The 14,843-nt window shown below is 68.5% G+C and carries 14 protein-coding genes; 9 read left to right on the top strand and 5 right to left on the bottom strand.

Features of this window, described 5'->3' with window-relative positions:
• Window positions 1-57 precede the first annotated feature (57 nt).
• Both BM360_RS04430 and BM360_RS04425 read left to right on the top strand, forming a co-directional pair.
• Window positions 58-1,149 (top strand): YjgN family protein, encoded by a 1,092-nt coding sequence (locus BM360_RS04430; RefSeq protein ID WP_093311299.1) that lies wholly within the window; start codon window positions 58-60, stop codon window positions 1,147-1,149.
• Entirely contained in the window at window positions 1,124-2,188 is a 1,065-nt protein-coding gene (locus BM360_RS04425) for a M48 family metallopeptidase (protein ID WP_093311294.1), read from the top strand. The genes BM360_RS04430 and BM360_RS04425 overlap by 26 nt, the downstream gene beginning before the upstream one ends.
• 54 nt (window positions 2,189-2,242) lie before the next feature.
• Here BM360_RS04425 and BM360_RS04420 read toward each other — a convergent pair whose 3' ends face one another.
• Window positions 2,243-3,409, bottom strand: a complete 1,167-nt coding sequence (locus tag BM360_RS04420) for an acetyl-CoA C-acetyltransferase (RefSeq protein ID WP_093311291.1) — start codon at window positions 3,407-3,409, stop codon at window positions 2,243-2,245.
• 74 nt (window positions 3,410-3,483) lie between these two features.
• A complete protein-coding gene (locus BM360_RS04415; protein WP_242653313.1) occupies window positions 3,484-4,107 on the bottom strand; it encodes a TetR/AcrR family transcriptional regulator in 624 nt (207 codons plus the stop codon).
• Window positions 4,108-4,199: 92 nt separating this feature from the next.
• Between BM360_RS04415 and BM360_RS04410 the strand changes: the two genes are divergently transcribed.
• Genes BM360_RS04410 through BM360_RS04395 form a run of 4 tightly spaced genes read left to right on the top strand, consistent with a single transcriptional unit; the run spans window position 4,200 to window position 8,388 of the window.
• Window positions 4,200-5,327 carry an acyl-CoA dehydrogenase family protein gene (locus tag BM360_RS04410; RefSeq protein ID WP_093311288.1) on the top strand — a complete coding sequence of 376 codons (1,128 nt, stop codon included), beginning with the start codon at window positions 4,200-4,202 and terminating at the stop codon, window positions 5,325-5,327.
• A gap of 20 nt (window positions 5,328-5,347) precedes the next feature.
• Window positions 5,348-6,541 carry an acetyl-CoA C-acyltransferase gene (locus tag BM360_RS04405; protein ID WP_093311285.1) on the top strand — a complete coding sequence of 398 codons (1,194 nt, stop codon included), beginning with the start codon at window positions 5,348-5,350 and terminating at the stop codon, window positions 6,539-6,541.
• A 26-nt stretch (window positions 6,542-6,567) separates the two neighbouring features.
• Complete coding sequence (locus tag BM360_RS04400) at window positions 6,568-7,329, top strand: SDR family NAD(P)-dependent oxidoreductase (RefSeq protein ID WP_093311282.1); 762 nt, start codon at window positions 6,568-6,570, stop codon at window positions 7,327-7,329.
• A gap of 60 nt (window positions 7,330-7,389) precedes the next feature.
• Complete coding sequence (locus BM360_RS04395) at window positions 7,390-8,388, top strand: SDR family oxidoreductase (RefSeq protein WP_093311279.1); 999 nt, start codon at window positions 7,390-7,392, stop codon at window positions 8,386-8,388.
• A gap of 165 nt (window positions 8,389-8,553) precedes the next feature.
• On the opposite strand, the gene pth is transcribed toward BM360_RS04395, so the two are convergent.
• Both pth and BM360_RS04385 read right to left on the bottom strand, forming a co-directional pair.
• Window positions 8,554-9,123, bottom strand: a complete 570-nt coding sequence (pth, locus tag BM360_RS04390; protein WP_093311276.1) for an aminoacyl-tRNA hydrolase — start codon at window positions 9,121-9,123, stop codon at window positions 8,554-8,556.
• Between the two features lie 109 nt (window positions 9,124-9,232).
• The gene (locus tag BM360_RS04385; protein WP_093311272.1) at window positions 9,233-9,853 is read right to left on the bottom strand and encodes a 50S ribosomal protein L25/general stress protein Ctc; all 621 of its coding nucleotides are present in this window, start codon (window positions 9,851-9,853) and stop codon (window positions 9,233-9,235) included.
• A 179-nt stretch (window positions 9,854-10,032) separates the two neighbouring features.
• Between BM360_RS04385 and BM360_RS04380 the strand changes: the two genes are divergently transcribed.
• Window positions 10,033-10,731 (top strand): glycoside hydrolase family 19 protein, encoded by a 699-nt coding sequence (locus BM360_RS04380; protein ID WP_093311269.1) that lies wholly within the window; start codon window positions 10,033-10,035, stop codon window positions 10,729-10,731.
• A 99-nt stretch (window positions 10,732-10,830) separates the two neighbouring features.
• Here the strand turns inward: BM360_RS04380 and BM360_RS04375 are convergent, their stop codons facing one another.
• Window positions 10,831-11,703: a TraB/GumN family protein gene (locus BM360_RS04375; RefSeq protein ID WP_242653312.1), complete on the bottom strand. Its 873-nt coding sequence runs from the start codon at window positions 11,701-11,703 to the stop codon at window positions 10,831-10,833.
• A 118-nt stretch (window positions 11,704-11,821) separates the two neighbouring features.
• Here BM360_RS04375 and BM360_RS04370 point away from each other — a divergent pair, with 118 nt between their 5' ends.
• Both BM360_RS04370 and glyS read left to right on the top strand, forming a co-directional pair.
• Window positions 11,822-12,688, top strand: coding sequence for a glycine--tRNA ligase subunit alpha (locus BM360_RS04370; protein ID WP_093311265.1), 867 nt, complete (start codon window positions 11,822-11,824; stop codon window positions 12,686-12,688).
• Entirely contained in the window at window positions 12,688-14,802 is a 2,115-nt protein-coding gene (glyS, locus tag BM360_RS04365; RefSeq protein ID WP_093313740.1) for a glycine--tRNA ligase subunit beta, read from the top strand. Before BM360_RS04370 ends, glyS begins: the two co-directional genes overlap by 1 nt.
• Window positions 14,803-14,843 lie beyond the last annotated feature (41 nt).

The raw sequence follows: 14,843 nt of genomic DNA, 5'->3' as shown, positions 1-14,843 counted from the left end.
ATTGACAGGGGCCTGCTGCGCCGTCACCCAAGCTGCGGGGCAGCGGGGGCAGATTGGATGGAGCAGCCGGTAGGCGCGCATGAGGCGGCGCCTTGTATTGATTTTCGTGGGCTGGGCGGCGATGTTTTCCTGCTTCAGCTCGGCAATCTTGCGCTGACCATTCTGACGCTTGGCATCTATCGCTTCTGGGGCAAGACGCGGGTGCGGCGGTTCCTCTGGCGCAACACCCTGCTGGACGGCGATCCCCTGGAATATCGCGGCACCGGGCTCGAACTGTTCGTCGGCGCACTGCTCGCCATCCTCTTGATCTCGGTGCCGCTGGGGCTCGTCTCCGTCGTGCTGCCTGCCTTCGTTGGGCGGGGCTCGCCCGCGCTGGTCATCACGCAGGGCATCTTGCTGCTGCTGATCTACTATCTGGTGGGCGTCGGCATGTATCGCAGCTGGCGCTACATCCTTTCACGCACTGCCTGGCGCGGCATTCGGGGTGGCATGACCGAGCAGGGGTGGCGCTTCGGCCTCTACCATTTCGGTCTGCTCATGGCGCAGATGTTCAGTCTGGGATTCCTGACGCCTTGGGTGGGGGTGCGGCGCTGGAACCGGCTGACGCGCGACATGCGGATCGGCAGCCTGCCACTTTTTGCCGACGCCCATTCGCGCCCGATCTATGGCCGATTCCTGATCGTCTGGGTGGCCATGATCGTGCTGCTGGTGCTCTTTGGCGTCCTGCTGTTCGCCACCGTCGACCTACCGACGGAGGGACCGCCATCCCTCACCCAGATCCTCGTGCTGATCGTCAGCATCTATGGCGGACTGGCCGTGATCGGGTTCATCGGTGCGATGCTGTTCGCCCGATATCACGCCGCCTTCCTGCACGAGACCTACGGCGCCACGCGGCTCGGTGAGACGATGCGGCTGCGCTTCGACGTGCGCGGGCGTGAGGTGGCACTGTTCTACCTCGTCAACTTCGCACTGGTGGCGTTCACCATGGGACTGGGGACGCTGCTGCTGCCATGGCGGCATTGGGCCTTCCACGCGCGGCGCATCGTCATCGACGGTGCCTTCGATCCGACAACGATGCGGCAGACCGATCTGGTCGGACCCGGTCAGGGCGAGGGGATTGCCGATGCATTCGACATCGCGCCCTTCTGAGGTGGTTCCCGCCCGCCTGTTCGACGGCGCGAGCGCGCGGCCGCGTGCAGTCCGCGCCTCGATCGAGGGCGATCTGCTGGTCCTCGCAGACGAAGCCGAGGAGGAGGAGCGGGTTCCGTTGGCTCTGATCACGCGCGAGCAGGCGGCGGAGCGGATCGTGCTGCACCGGACGGACCTGCCCGATTGGCGGCTGATCCTTGGAACCGTGGACGCACGCTTCGTTGCGGCGCTGCCGGATCGCCATCGCATCACGCGCGGGCAGGCGCGCGGCATCGGCTTTGTGATTGCCGGGGTGGCGGCGGCAGGCCTGCTTGCCTGGAGCATGGGCGCGCGTGCGCTGGTATGGGCCGCACCGCTGGTGCCGCACCGCATTGCGGTTCAGGCGGGGGCGCCGATGCTGGAGATGATCGCGGGCGGGAAGCGCGCCTGCGAGGACAGGGCCGGGCGCGCCGCGTTGGACAAGCTGGCGGCGCGCGTCATGCCTCCCCGCCCGGTTGAGCCGGTCACGCTCACGGTCGCCAGGAACGAGCAGGTCAACGCCTTCACGCTGCCGGGCGGGCAGGTGATCCTGCTGTCAGCGCTGATCGATGCGGCGGAGACGCCGGAGGAATTGGCGGGCGTGCTCGCGCATGAGCTTGGCCATGTCGAGAAACGGCACCCCAACCAGGCGCTGATCCGCCACTTCGGCTTCGACCTCTTCCTGCAAGGGCTGGGCGGCAATGTCGGCGCGCTGGCTTCCACGGGCCTGTTCCTGCGCAACAGCCGTGCGGCCGAGCGTGAGGCGGATGCGACTGCGCTGGCCTTGCTGCGCACCGGCCGGGTGGATCCGCGCGGCCTAGCTGCATTCTTCGCCCGGATGGAGCGGCGCGCGGGCGAACGGGCGAAGGGAGATCGGCTGGAGCGGCTGGCCGGGCTCGCCGCTACGCACCCGAGCGATGCCAGCCGTCAGGCCCTGTTCCGAGATGCGTCCGGCAAATGGCCCACCGATCCGGTGCTGACGCCAGCGGAGTGGCGCGCGCTGCGATCTATCTGCCGTTGAGCATAGGATCGGTCGCGGCGCGTCCAACCCAGTGGTGCGTGCCGTGACCGGCGCTCAAAGCGCCTCGATGATCGTCACGTTCGCGATGCCGCCGCCCTCGCACATCGTTTGAAGGCCGTAGCGCTTGCCGCGCGCCTTGAGCGCGTGGACGAGCGTGGCCATCAGCTTGGTGCCGCTGGCGCCGAGCGGATGGCCGAGCGCGATCGCGCCACCATTGACGTTGAGCTTGGCCGGATCAGCGCCGATCGCCTTCAGCCAGGCCATGGGGATGGCGGCGAACGCCTCGTTCACTTCGAACAGGTCGATGTCGTCCAGCTTCATGCCCGACCGCTCCAGCGCCTTGCGCGTGGCGGGGATCGGCTCCTCCAGCATGATCACCGGATCACCCGCGGTGACGGTGAGGTTGGCGATGCGGGCGAGCGGCGTCAGATTGTAGCGCTTCAGCGCCGCTTCGCTGACGACCAGCACGCCCGAGGCGCCATCCGTCATCTGGCTGGCATTGGCGGCGGTGATGGTGCCGCCTTCTTCAAGCGTCTTCACCTGCGCCATTTGCTCCATCGTGCCGCCGCGGCGCACACCGTCGTCAGTGTCGAACACATGGCCGTCGGGCGTGTGGACGGCGACGATCTCGTCGCGGAATGCACCGCTGTCGATGGCGGCGGCTGCCTTGCGATGGCTGTCGATGGCGAAGGCGTCCATCTCCTCGCGGGAAAAGCCATATTTGTTCGCGATCGCCTGCGCGCCGTGAAACTGGCTGAACTCGGCGACACCATAGCGGTTCTGGATCGCCTGCGACCAGGGACCGGTGCCCACACCCGAGGCGCGGTGCAGCTGCCAGTTGGAGTTCATCGGCACGCGCGTCATGCTCTCGCTGCCGGCGGCGATGACGATGTCCTGCGTGCCCGACATGATCGCCTGCGCGGCGAAGTGGAGCGCCTGTTGCGAGGAGCCGCACTGGCGGTCGATTGTCACCGCGGGCACGCTGTCCGGCAGCTTGGAGGCCAGCACCAGATTGCGGCCGAAGGCAAAGGCCTGCTCGCCACCCTGCGTCACGCAGCCGACAATCACGTCCTCGACCGACGCCGGGTCGATGCCGCTCCGCTCGGCAAGGGCGTTCAGCACTGTGGCACCGAGGTCGGCGGGATGCACGTCGACCAGCCCGCCCTTGCGAGCCCGGCCGCCCGGAGTGCGCAGTGCTTCGACGATATAGGCATCGGCCATGATGGTCTCCCGGATGGGCGAACGTGCCCGTAAATCAGTTACCGGCGGGTAGATCCGGTCACGAGCCTGGATTGTCAATGCTCGCTTAGGCGAGGTGCCAGCCCGGCGGTGAGGATATCCACCATCTGGCCGGCGATATCGCCGGCGCTTTCCGGCCCATCCGGGCGATGCCAACGCCCCGGCCAGTTGAGCGCACCGGCCAACGCGAACGACGCCATACGAACGTCGACGGGGGCAATCGAGCCGTCCTCGATGCCTTCCTCGATCAGCTTGCGCATGCCGCCATCGATCTCGCGCTTGAGCGCGCGAAAACGGGCGCGGCTCTCGCCGGAGAGTGCCTCGTCTGGCGTGCGCACGACGCACCGGCCGAAATCCTCCATCATCGTCTCGGCATAGCGACGCAGGAAGCGGCGAAGCCGATCGAGCCCGTTGCCCGGTTGCGCCCGCGTCGCGTCGGCGGCCTCGCGCAGCTGTTCAAGCCCTCGCGTGACGCATTCCAGCAGCACCTGATCCTTGTTGCCGAGATAATGGTAGATGGTCGGCTTGCTGACGCCGAGACTGGCCGCGACATCGTCGAGCGAGGTGGCGTGGAAGCCCTGCGCGTTAAACATGCGCACCGCGGCACGCAGCACCGCCTCGCGTTTCTGCACGCGATCGGCGTCGCGCTCCTCGCGGCTGCGGAAGGGGGAGGATGCCAAATCTTCGCTCCGGATATCTGGGGAGCGATCTTGACGGCATCTGTCCAACTAGGCAAGATACTCACCAGTAGGAAATAGACGCGGCGGTTTCGATGCTCCTGACCGAAGAACAATCCGCCATTCGCGACGCAGTCCGCGCCTTTGCGCAGGAGCGGATCAGGCCGCTGAGCGCCGGCTTCGAGGCGGCAGGCGGCTATCCGCCCGAGCTGTTCGAGGAAATGGCCGGCCTCGGCCTTATGGGGATGACCGCGCCCGAGGCGGTGGGTGGTGCCGGGGCGGATACCGTCTCCTACGCCTTGTCGCTGATCGAAATTGCGGCGGCTGACGGTGCGCTCTCCACGATCGTCTCGATCCAGAACAGCCTGCTGGTCGGTGGCCTGCTGAAGCTCGGTTCGGAGGAGCAGAAGGCGCGCTTTCTGCCCGACCTGATCGGCGGCCGCATGATCGGCGCATTCGCGCTGACCGAGGCGGATGCCGGCTCCGACGCGTCGGCGATCCGGACGCGCGCCACGCGGGTGGACGGCGGCTGGGTGCTCGATGGGTCCAAGCAGTTCATCACCTCCGGCCGCATCGCCGGCATCGCCATCGTGTTTGCGGTGACCGATCAGGCGGCGGGCAAGCGCGGCATCTCCGCCTTCATCGTGCCGACGGACCGGCCGGGTTACTCGGTCGACAAGGTCGAGCATAAGATGGGGCAGGCGGCGTCCGACACCGCGGCGATCCGCTTCGACGGCCTGTTCGTCGAGGATGCGCTCATGCTGGGCGAGGAAGGCGCGGGCTATCGGATCGCGCTGTCCAACCTTGAGGCGGGCCGCATCGGCATCGCCGCGCAATCGGTCGGCATGGCGCAGGCAGCGCTGGAGCTGGCGGTCGGCTATGCCAGGGATCGCAAAAGCTTCGGCCGGCCGATCATCGAGCATCAGGCGGTCGGCTTCCGTCTTGCGGATCTCGCGACCCGGCTGGAAGCGGCGCGGCAGATGGTGCTGGCCGCTGCCGCGCTGAAGGATGCTGGCGAGCCCTGCCTCACGCAGGCGTCGATGGCGAAGCTGTTCGCCTCCGAAGCGGCGGAGGCGATCGTCTCCGGGGCGATCCAGACGCTCGGCGGCTATGGCTATCTCGAGGAATATGGCCTCGCCAAAATCTATCGCGACGTGCGCGTCTGCCAAATCTATGAGGGCACGTCCGACATCCAGCGCATGGTCATCGCCCGCGCGCTTTGAACATCTGAGGAAGCTAGATCATGTCCAGTCAGGTCGCTGATCCCGTCGTCATCGCCAGCTATGCCCGCACGCCGATGGGCGGCTTCATGGGCGAGCTTTCGCCGCTGAAGGCGACCGAACTGGGCGCTGCCGCCGTCAAGGCCGCGGTTGAGCGTGCGCAGGCGGATCCGCAGGCCGTCGAGAAGATCTACATGGGCTGCGTGCTCGCCGCCGGGCTCGGCCAGGCGCCGGCGCGGCAGGCGGCACTCGGCGCAGGCCTGTCGATCAACACCGAGGCGACGACCGTCAACAAGATGTGCGGATCGGGCATGGAAGCCGCGATCATGGCGCATGACGCGCTTGCCGCGGGCACTGCCGACCTGATCGTCGCGGGCGGCATGGAGAGCATGTCCAACGCGCCCTATGCGCTGCCGAAGATGCGCGGCGGTGCGCGTCTGGGCCACGGCGTCACCATCGACACGATGATGTATGACGGGCTGGAGGATGCCTACACCCCCGGCAAGGCGATGGGCGCCTTCGCCGAAGATGCCGTCCAGATGTATCAGGTCAGCCGCGAGGATCAGGACGCCTACGCCATCCGCTCGCTCACCCGCGCCAACGAGGCGATCAAGTCGGGTGCGTTCGAGCGCGAGATCGTCGCGGTCGAGGTGCCCGGCCGCGGGGGCGCCACCACGGTCAAGACGGACGAGCAGCCGGGCAAGGCCAAGCCGGAGAAGATTCCGTCGCTGAAGCCCGCCTTCGCCAAGGACGGCACGATCACCGCGGCCAATGCCTCCTCCATCTCGGACGGTGCCGCTGCGCTGGTGATGACGCGCGAGAGCGTGGCGAAGGAAAAGGGCATGCCGATCGTCGCGCGTATTGTCGCTCACGCCGCCCACGCACATGAGCCCGGCCTGTTCACGACGGCACCGGTGCCCGCGATGCGCAAGCTGCTCGACAAGGCCGGCTGGACGATCGACGACGTCGACCTGTTCGAGGTGAACGAGGCGTTCGCCGTCGTGGCAATGATCGCCGCGCGCGAGCTGGGCATCCCGGACGACAAGCTGAACGTCAACGGCGGTGCCACCGCTCTCGGCCATCCCATCGGTGCATCGGGCGCGCGCATCATCGCGACGCTGCTCGGCGCGCTGCAGGAGCGCGGATTGAAGCGGGGCGTGGCGAGCCTCTGCATTGGCGGTGGCGAGGCGACGGCGATGGCGGTCGAACTGGCCTGATCAGGCCATCAAAGGGGAGAGACGGCGTGGATCTGAACGGTGTCGGTGCGATCGTGACGGGCGGCGCCTCCGGTCTCGGAGGCGCTACGGCGCGCTTCCTGGCCGCAGGCGGCGCAAAGGTGACCATCTTCGATCTGAACGAGGAGGTCGGCCAGGCGACCGCGCAGGAGATTGGCGGCATCTTCGCCAAGGTCAACGTCGCGGATGAGGCGAGCGTGACCGCCGGCTTGGACGCGGCGGAGCAGGCGCACGGCGTTGGCCGTATCCTCGTCAACTGTGCCGGCATCGCGCCCGCGATCAAGACGGTCGGGCGCGAGAACAAGCCGCACCCGCTCGACGCCTATCGCAAGGCGATCGAGGTGAACCTGATCGGCACCTTCACCGCAATCTCGTTGTTCGCCGCGAGGCTGGCGGCGGCAGAGGCGATCGGCGAGGAGCGGGGCGTTATCATCAACACCGCATCGGTGGCTGCCTATGATGGGCAGATCGGGCAGGCGGCTTACTCCTCGTCCAAGGGCGGCGTGGTCGGCATGACGCTGCCGGTGGCGCGCGATCTGGCGCAGCACCGCATCCGCGTGATGACGATCGCGCCGGGCATCTTCCTGACGCCCATGCTGATGGGCCTGCCGCAGGCGGCGCAGGACTCGCTCGGCACGCAGGTGCCGCACCCGGCGCGGCTCGGGCGGCCGGAGGAATATGCCCAGCTGGTCGGTAGCATCATCGCCAATCCGATGCTGAACGGCGAGGTGATCCGCCTCGACGGAGCGATCCGGATGCCGCCGAAGTAAGCGCCGGGTGAACGACGGGCGGGCAGGGGCGTTGACCCCTCCCCGACCCGGAGCCCGCACATGACCCTTCGCCTAAAGCCGCTCGACCAACAGGTCATCCTCGTCACCGGCGCAAGTTCCGGCATCGGCCTCGTCACCGCCAAGCGCGCCGCGGCGCGTGGGGCCAAGGTGATGCTGGTGGCGCGGGGCGAGGCGGCGCTGGCGGAGGCGGTGCACGAGATCGAGGCGGCGGGTGGCGCGGCCGCCTGTGCAGTGGCCGATGTCGGCGACCGTGCGGCGGTAGAGGCGGCGGCACAGGCGGCCGTCGCGCGTTTCGGCCGGATCGACACGTGGGTGAACAATGCCGGTGTCGCCATCTATGCGCGGCTGCTGGACACGCCGGCGGACGAGCATGAGCAACTGTTCCGCACCAACTATTTCGGTGCGGTGCACGGCTGCGAGGTGGCCGTGCGGCACCTGCGCGATCGCGGTGGCGCGCTGATCACGGTCGGCTCGATCGGGTCCGAACTGCCGAGCCCGGTGCTGGGTGCCTATTCGGCATCCAAGCATGCGGTGCGGGCTTATGTGTCGGCCTTGCGGATGGAGCTGGGCGATGCGGGCGTGCCCGTGTCCGTCACGCTGGTGATGCCGGCGGGGATCGACACGCCGATCGGCCAGCATGCCGCCAATCACGAGGGCAAGGGCGAGGCGCAGATCCCGCCGCCGACCTATGACCCGGTGCTGGTGGCGGACGCGATCCTTGATGCCTGCACGCGGCCGCGGCGCGAGATCACGGTGGGCGGAGCGGGGCGGGCGCAGGTGCTGTTCGGGCTGCACTTCCCGTCCGTCATGGAGTGGCTGGCGCCGAAGATGGCGAAGAGCTTCACCGACGACAGCAAGCCGCAGCCCAGACCGAGCAACCTGTTCCGCCCGGTGCGCGGCGGACAGGAGCGTTCAGGCGAGCGAGCGCCGCGGCAGACCAGCCTCTACACGGCAGCGGCGCGGCATCCGAAGACGAGTGCCGCGGTGGCGGCGGGCGTGATCGGCGCGGCGGTGTGGCTGCGGCGGCGGGAGCGGTAGGGCTAGGGGTTGCTTGAGCTAACGGCGTTAGATGTGTGGGTTAGCGGACAGGAGTCTCACCGTTGGTGCTGAGCTTGTCGAAGCACTGCTTTTGCTTCGGCCGCAAGAAGCGCGGCCCTTCGACAGGCTCAGGGCAAGCGGGGTTTGTGGGAGGCGTAACTGGCCTCAGCCCTGGAGGCGGAGCGCGACCTCGTTCATAAAGCGGGCGTCGTCGCCCGCGGCGAGCCAGGGGGCTTCGGCCGCCACCGCGCCGAGCAGGTCGGCGAGCGGGTCCATCTCCGCCTTGGCGTAGTTGCCGAGGACGTGGCCGTTGACGCGGTCCTTGTGGCCGGGGTGGCCGATGCCCAGGCGGACGCGGCGATAGTCCTGCCCCATATGCTGATCGGTCGAGCGCAGGCCGTTATGGCCGGCCGCACCGCCGCCGGTCTTCACCTTGACCTTGAAGGGGGCGAGATCGAGCTCGTCGTGGAAGACGGTGAGATCGGCCACCGTCAGCTTGTAGAAGCGCGCCGCCTCACCGATGGCGCGGCCGCTTTCGTTCATGAAGGTGGCGGGTTTGAGCAGCAGCAGCCTGGTGCTGCCGATCCGGCCCTGCGCCGCCCAGCCCTGAAAGGCGCGTTTCCATGGATCGAAGCCATGGACCTCGGCGATGGCGTCCACCGCCATGAAGCCGACATTGTGCCGGTTGAGCGCATATTGCGCACCCGGATTGCCGAGACCGACCCAGAGCTGCATCGATGCGAAATCCCGTTTCCGTCACCCGGCGGAAGCCGGGGTCCCGCGAGGCCGGGGCAGACCTCGCGAGATGCCAGCCTGCGCTGGCATGACGGCCGTTGGCAGGCTGTTACGCCTCGGTAGTGGTGGCGCCGGTGCCGAACTCGCCGCCTTCCTCGCTCTTGAGCGAGGAGGGTGCGACGACCGTCGCGATGGTGAATTCGGGATCGAGGTTCGACTTGGCGCCCTGCGGCAGCGTGACGTTCGACAGGTGGATCGTCGAGCCGACGTCGAGGCCCTTGAGCGAGATAACGATCTCGTCGGGGATCTCGGCGGCGTCGCAGACGAGGTCCAGCTCATGCGCGACGATGTTGAGCACCGCGCCGCGCTTCAGGCCGGGCGACTGCTCTTCGTCGACGAAGCGGACGGGCACGTTGACGTGGATCGTCGAATGCTCACCGATGCGGAAGAAGTCGACGTGCAGCGGCCGATCGGTGACCGGGTGAAACTGAACGTCCTTCGGCAGCGTGCGGACGGACTGGCCGACGACGTCGATCATCACCACCGTGTTCATGAAGTGACCGGTGGACAGCGCCTTGACGAGCGCCTTTTCCTCGACGTGGATCGAGAGCGGGGTCTGGTTCTGGCCGTAGATCACGGCGGGCACGCGGCCGTCGCGGCGATGCTGGCGGGAGGCTCCCTTGCCGCCCCGCTCGCGCGCCTCGGCCGACAGGTTGAGCTGTTCGCTCATGTCGGTAACTCCTGAGGTTGGTTCGATGTATCCGCCACGCCTCCAGGGATGACCATGACGGAAGCGGCGGCCCATAGAGCAAGGCGGGCGAAATCGCAAACGCGCGCGAAGAAGGGGCTCACGCTGTCGGAAATAACCGTATAGGTGAACGGCCGACTCGGGGAGCGGGAGGAACGGCGATGGCGATCGACTGGCGGGCGGTGCAGGCGCGGCTGATCGAGCGGGACTACGACATCGGCGGGGTGGATGGTGATCCGGGTCCGCGCACCTTCACCGCGCTGCTGGCCTGGGTGGCGGGGCGGGCGCCCGACGCGATGATGCGGCGCGTGGCGGAGGCGCTGCACCGGCAGATCCTGAAGACGCCGATCGCGAAGACGGCGCCGCGGCTGGCGAACTTCCTCGCACAGGGTGCGAACGAGACGGGGGGCTTTGCCCACTTCGTCGAGGACATGCGCTACACCGCGGCGGGGATGATGCGGACATGGCCGAGCCGGTTCCCGACGCGCGATGCGGCGCTGCCTTATGTCGGGCGGCCGGAGGCGCTGGCCAACCTCGTCTATGCGCGGCCGGAGATGGGCAACACCAAGCCAGGCGACGGCTGGCGCTATCGCGGGCGCGGCTGGCTGCAGACGACGTTCCGTGCAAATTACGAGCGGGTGGCCAGGGTGACCGGATGGGACACGGTGCGTCATCCCGAGCTGCTGGAGAAGCCGGCGGAGGGCATCACCGCGGCGATCCTGTTCTGGGCGGATGCGAAGGTGAACGAGGCGATCGACGCGGGGGATCTCACGCGCGCGCGGCGGCTGACCAATGGCGGGACGATCGGGCTGGCCGAGGTGATGCGGCGGCACAAGAGGGCGATGGCGGTGCTGGGGTGAGGTGAGCTGGCCGTTCGCCCTGAGCTTGTCGAAGGGCCGTCCTTCTTCCTGGCCGAGAAGGACAGTGCTTCGACAGGCTCAGCACGAACGGCAGGGCGCTTACTCCACCCGCTCCACCTTCAGGCCGCTGGTGCGCAGCAGCTCGACGACGGAGCCCTTGCCGGCGAGGTGGCCGGCGCCGACGGCGACGAAGGCGGTGCCGGGCTGGCGGAGGCGGGCGGCGAGCCAGGCGGACCAGGCCTTGTTGCGGCGGGTGAGGAGGACATCGCGGAGATAGGGGGAGACGGACGCCTCGTCGTCGAAGCTGCGGGCGATCAGCGCCTCGTCGCCGCGGGCCCAGCCGGCGAGCATCTCGGCGAACTCCTTGTCGGGCTCCATCCCCTGCTCGAGTACCGCGGCGAGAAAGCGGCGCTGCTCGGCCTCGGGCAGCGCATCGAGGAAGCCGAGCTGCTGCTCGGGCGTCTCCAGCCCCGAGATAGACTTGCCGGCGAAGCGCGTCTTGAGGCTGTCCTCCACGCCCGCGCCGAGGCCGAGGGCGCCGAGCGACGCCTGGGTGAGGACGAGCGCCGCGGCCCACGTCTCCATCCCGTCGAGCACGGCCTGCGGGATGTGCGCGCGCTTGGCCGTGTCGGCGAGTGCGGTGCGGTCCGCCGCGTCGACCCGCTCGGCGATGGGCGGCAGGCCGGGGGTGAGCGCGAGGCCGTAGAGGAGGGCGGCGGCCTTGTCGGGATCCTTGTCGAGCAGCGTCTCGATAACGAGCTCGTCCGAGGCGGCGATGGCCTTGTCGAGCGTGGGCGTGGTCCAGCGATAGCCGGGGGGCAGCGCGTGGATGGTGCCGAACAGGTAAATGGTCGTATCCGGATCGGACAGCTTCCACAGCGCCGGCCGCGGCTCGGCCGGCGGCGCGGGCGGCGTGGGCGGCGTGGGCGAGGCGAGCAGGAGCGCGAGCGCTGGAGCGAGGAAGCGGAGCATAAGCGCCAGTGTAGCGGAGCAGGGATGAACGGCGCTACTCGGCTTTGCCGGCGCCCGCGGTTGACCGCACCGGGCCCGTGCGGCAGACGCCCGGCACCTTCGCAATCGGGGACAGACCTTGCCCGCACCGCTCAGCTTCCAGCGGCTGATCCTGACGCTGCACGATTATTGGAGCGATCAGGGCTGCGCCATCCTCCAGCCCTATGACATGGAGATGGGCGCGGGCACCTTCCATCCCGCGACGACGCTACGCGCGCTCGGCCCCAATCCGTGGAAGGCGGCTTATGTGCAGCCGTCGCGCCGGCCGACCGACGGGCGCTATGGCGAGAATCCCAACCGGCTGGGGCATTATTACCAGTATCAGGTGATCCTGAAGCCTTCGCCCGCCAATCTGCAGGAGCTGTATCTCGGCTCGCTGGAGCGGATCGGCGTGGACATGCGGACGCACGACATCCGCTTCGTCGAGGACGATTGGGAGAGCCCGACGCTGGGCGCTTGGGGCCTCGGCTGGGAAGTGTGGTGCGACGGCATGGAGGTGACGCAGTTCACCTATTTCCAGCAGGTCGGCGGGTTCGACTGCAAGCCTGTCGCGGGCGAGCTGACCTACGGGCTGGAGCGGCTGGCCATGTACATCCAGGGCGTCGACAACGTGTACGACCTGGCGTTCAACGATGCCGGCGTCACCTATGGCGACGTGTTCCTCGAGAATGAGCGGCAGTTCAGCCGCTACAATTTCGAGGAAGCGAATACGGACATGCTGTTCAAGCAGTTCGGCATGGCGGCGGACGAGGCGCGCGCGCTGATCGAGCGCAAGCTGCCGCTGCCCGCCTATGACCAGGCGATCAAGGCGAGCCACATCTTCAACACCCTCCAGGCGCGCGGCGTGATCTCGGTGGCGGAGCGGCAGGCCTATATCGGCCGCGTACGCGAGCTGGCGAAGGGCGCGTGCGCGACGTGGATGGAGACCAACGGGTGGAGCGCCTGATGGCCGACTTCCTGCTCGAACTCCTCTCCGAGGAAATTCCTGCGCGGATGCAGGCCAAGGCGGCGAAGGACCTCGCCTTCCTGGTCGGCGAGGCGCTGATCCATGCCGGCCTGCCGCTGGGCGAGAGCGAGGCTTACGCCACGCCGCGGCGGCTGGCGCTGATCGTGCGGGGGCTGCCGCTCCAGACCGATCCGGTGAGCGACGAGATCAAGGGACCGCGCACCTCCGCGCCGGCGCAGGCGCTGGAGGGCTTCCTGCGCAAGACGGGGCTGTCGCGCGAGCAGCTGAGCGAGCGCGACGGCGTGTGGTTCGCCACGATTAGCAAGCCGGGGCGCGACACCGCCGAGGTGCTGGCGGAGGCGATCCCGGGCGTGATCCGCGCCTTTCCGTGGCCCAAGTCGATGCGGTGGGGCGTTGCCTCCGCGTCGACCGCGAGCCTGCGCTGGGTGCGGCCGCTGAAGGGCATCGTCGCTTTGCTGGGCGAGGAAATCGTCGGCTTCGACGTGGAAGGCGTGGCGAGCGGGGCCGCCACCGTCGGCCACCGTTTTCACCATCCGGGCGCGGTCACCATCGGCAGCGCCGACGATTATGCGGCCAAGCTGCGCGCGTGCCACGTTATCCTCGATCCGGCCGAGCGGCAGGCGATCGTGCGCGACGGCGCGGCGGCAGCGGCGGCGTCGGCTGGCCTGAGCGTGGTGCCGGACGAGGGGCTGGTGGCGGAGAATGCGGGGCTGACCGAGTGGCCGGTGCCGCTGCTCGGCCGCTTCGACCCGGCCTTCCTCGACGTGCCGCGCGAGGTGATCCAGCTGACCATGCGGACCAACCAGAAATATTTCGCCTGCGTGGACAGCGCAGGCGCCCTGGCGCCGGCCTTCGTCTGCACCGCGAACATCGAGGCGGCGGATGGCGGCGCTGCGATCGTGGCGGGCAATGGCAAGGTGCTGGCGGCACGCCTGAGCGACGCGCGCTTCTTCTGGGAGCAGGACCTGAAGGTGCCGCTGGAAACGCAGGCGGCGAAGCTCGGCCAGATCGTCTTCCACGAGAAGCTGGGCACCGTCGCCGACAAGGTGGAGCGGATGGCGAAGCTCGCGCGCTGGCTGGTGGAGACGGGTGTGGTGCCCGGCGCCGATCCCGACCATGCCGAGCAGGCGGCGCGGCTGGCGAAGGCGGATCTCGTAACCGGCATGGTCGGCGAGTTCCCCGAGCTTCAGGGCGTGATGGGCGGCTATTATGCCAAGGCGCAGGGGCTGCCGGTGGAGGTCGCCGAGGCGATCGGGGACCATTACAAGCCGGTCGGGCAGGGCGACGAGGTGCCGACCGCGCCGGTCACGGTGGCGGTGTCGCTGGCGGACAAGCTGGACAGCCTTCAGCAATTCTTCGCCATCGGCGAGACGCCGACGGGCTCCAAGGACCCGTTCGCGTTGCGCCGTTCGGCACTGGGCATCATCCGGCTGCTGGTGGAGAATGGACTGCGCTTCCGCGTGCCGGGCGAGCTGCTCGCCTTCTTCGCCGACCGCCTCAAGGTGCAGCAGCGCGAAGCGGGCGTGCGGCACGACTTGATCGACGCGGTGTTCGCGCTGGGGGGCGAGGACGATCTCGTCCGGCTGCTGGCGCGGGTGACGGCGTTGCAGGCGTTCGTCGAGACGGGTGAGGGGCGTGACCTGCTTAGCGGGTACAAGCGCGCCGCCAACATCCTGAAGCGGGAGAAGTGGGAAAGCGGCATCCTCTCCGATCCCGCCGAGCAGGGCATCGCGCAGACGGGCGAGGAAGATCCGCTGTCCGAGGTGGAGGATGAGGGGGTCGCGGCAGCGGTCGCGGCGCTGTCGGCCAACCCTGCGCCGACGCCCGACAGCGGCGATCTGCTGCCCGCCGAGCAGGCGCTGGTCGCGGCGCTGGATGCGGCCGAGCCGCGTGCGGCCGATGCGGTGGCTCGGGAAGATTTCGCCGAGGCGATGCGCGCCCTGGCGACGCTGCGCGGGCCGATCGACGCCTTCTTCGAGTCCGTGACGGTCAACGATTCCGATCCTGCGCTGCGCGCGCGGCGGCTCGATCTGCTCGCCCGCATCCGCCGGGCGGTCCACAATGTGGCCGATTTCGGGAAGATCGAGGGATAGAGCTACAAAGATAAAGCTGCGCGCGCCGCGCCGCTTCTGCT

This window comes from Sphingomonas jatrophae (assembly GCF_900113315.1).
GTDB classification, from domain to species: Bacteria; Pseudomonadota; Alphaproteobacteria; order Sphingomonadales; family Sphingomonadaceae; genus Sphingomonas_P; species Sphingomonas_P jatrophae.
Note: the sequence above shows the minus strand (reverse complement) of the source record. Positions and strands in the feature narration are given on the sequence as shown.

What these genes read in the sequence shown, in the direction of transcription:
- BM360_RS04430 (WP_093311299.1), top strand. Translation starts at nt 58, where the DNA reads ATGGAGCAGCCGGTAGGCGCGCATGAGGCGGCGCCTTGTATTGATTTT.
- BM360_RS04425 (WP_093311294.1), top strand. Translation starts at nt 1,124, where the DNA reads ATGCATTCGACATCGCGCCCTTCTGAGGTGGTTCCCGCCCGCCTGTTC.
- BM360_RS04420 (WP_093311291.1), bottom strand. Translation starts at nt 3,409, where the DNA reads ATGGCCGATGCCTATATCGTCGAAGCACTGCGCACTCCGGGCGGCCGG.
- BM360_RS04410 (WP_093311288.1), top strand. Translation starts at nt 4,200, where the DNA reads ATGCTCCTGACCGAAGAACAATCCGCCATTCGCGACGCAGTCCGCGCC.
- BM360_RS04405 (WP_093311285.1), top strand. Translation starts at nt 5,348, where the DNA reads ATGTCCAGTCAGGTCGCTGATCCCGTCGTCATCGCCAGCTATGCCCGC.
- BM360_RS04395 (WP_093311279.1), top strand. Translation starts at nt 7,390, where the DNA reads ATGACCCTTCGCCTAAAGCCGCTCGACCAACAGGTCATCCTCGTCACC.
- pth (WP_093311276.1), bottom strand. Translation starts at nt 9,123, where the DNA reads ATGCAGCTCTGGGTCGGTCTCGGCAATCCGGGTGCGCAATATGCGCTC.
- BM360_RS04385 (WP_093311272.1), bottom strand. Translation starts at nt 9,853, where the DNA reads ATGAGCGAACAGCTCAACCTGTCGGCCGAGGCGCGCGAGCGGGGCGGC.
- BM360_RS04380 (WP_093311269.1), top strand. Translation starts at nt 10,033, where the DNA reads ATGGCGATCGACTGGCGGGCGGTGCAGGCGCGGCTGATCGAGCGGGAC.
- BM360_RS04375 (WP_242653312.1), bottom strand. Translation starts at nt 11,703, where the DNA reads ATGCTCCGCTTCCTCGCTCCAGCGCTCGCGCTCCTGCTCGCCTCGCCC.
- glyS (WP_093313740.1), top strand. Translation starts at nt 12,688, where the DNA reads ATGGCCGACTTCCTGCTCGAACTCCTCTCCGAGGAAATTCCTGCGCGG.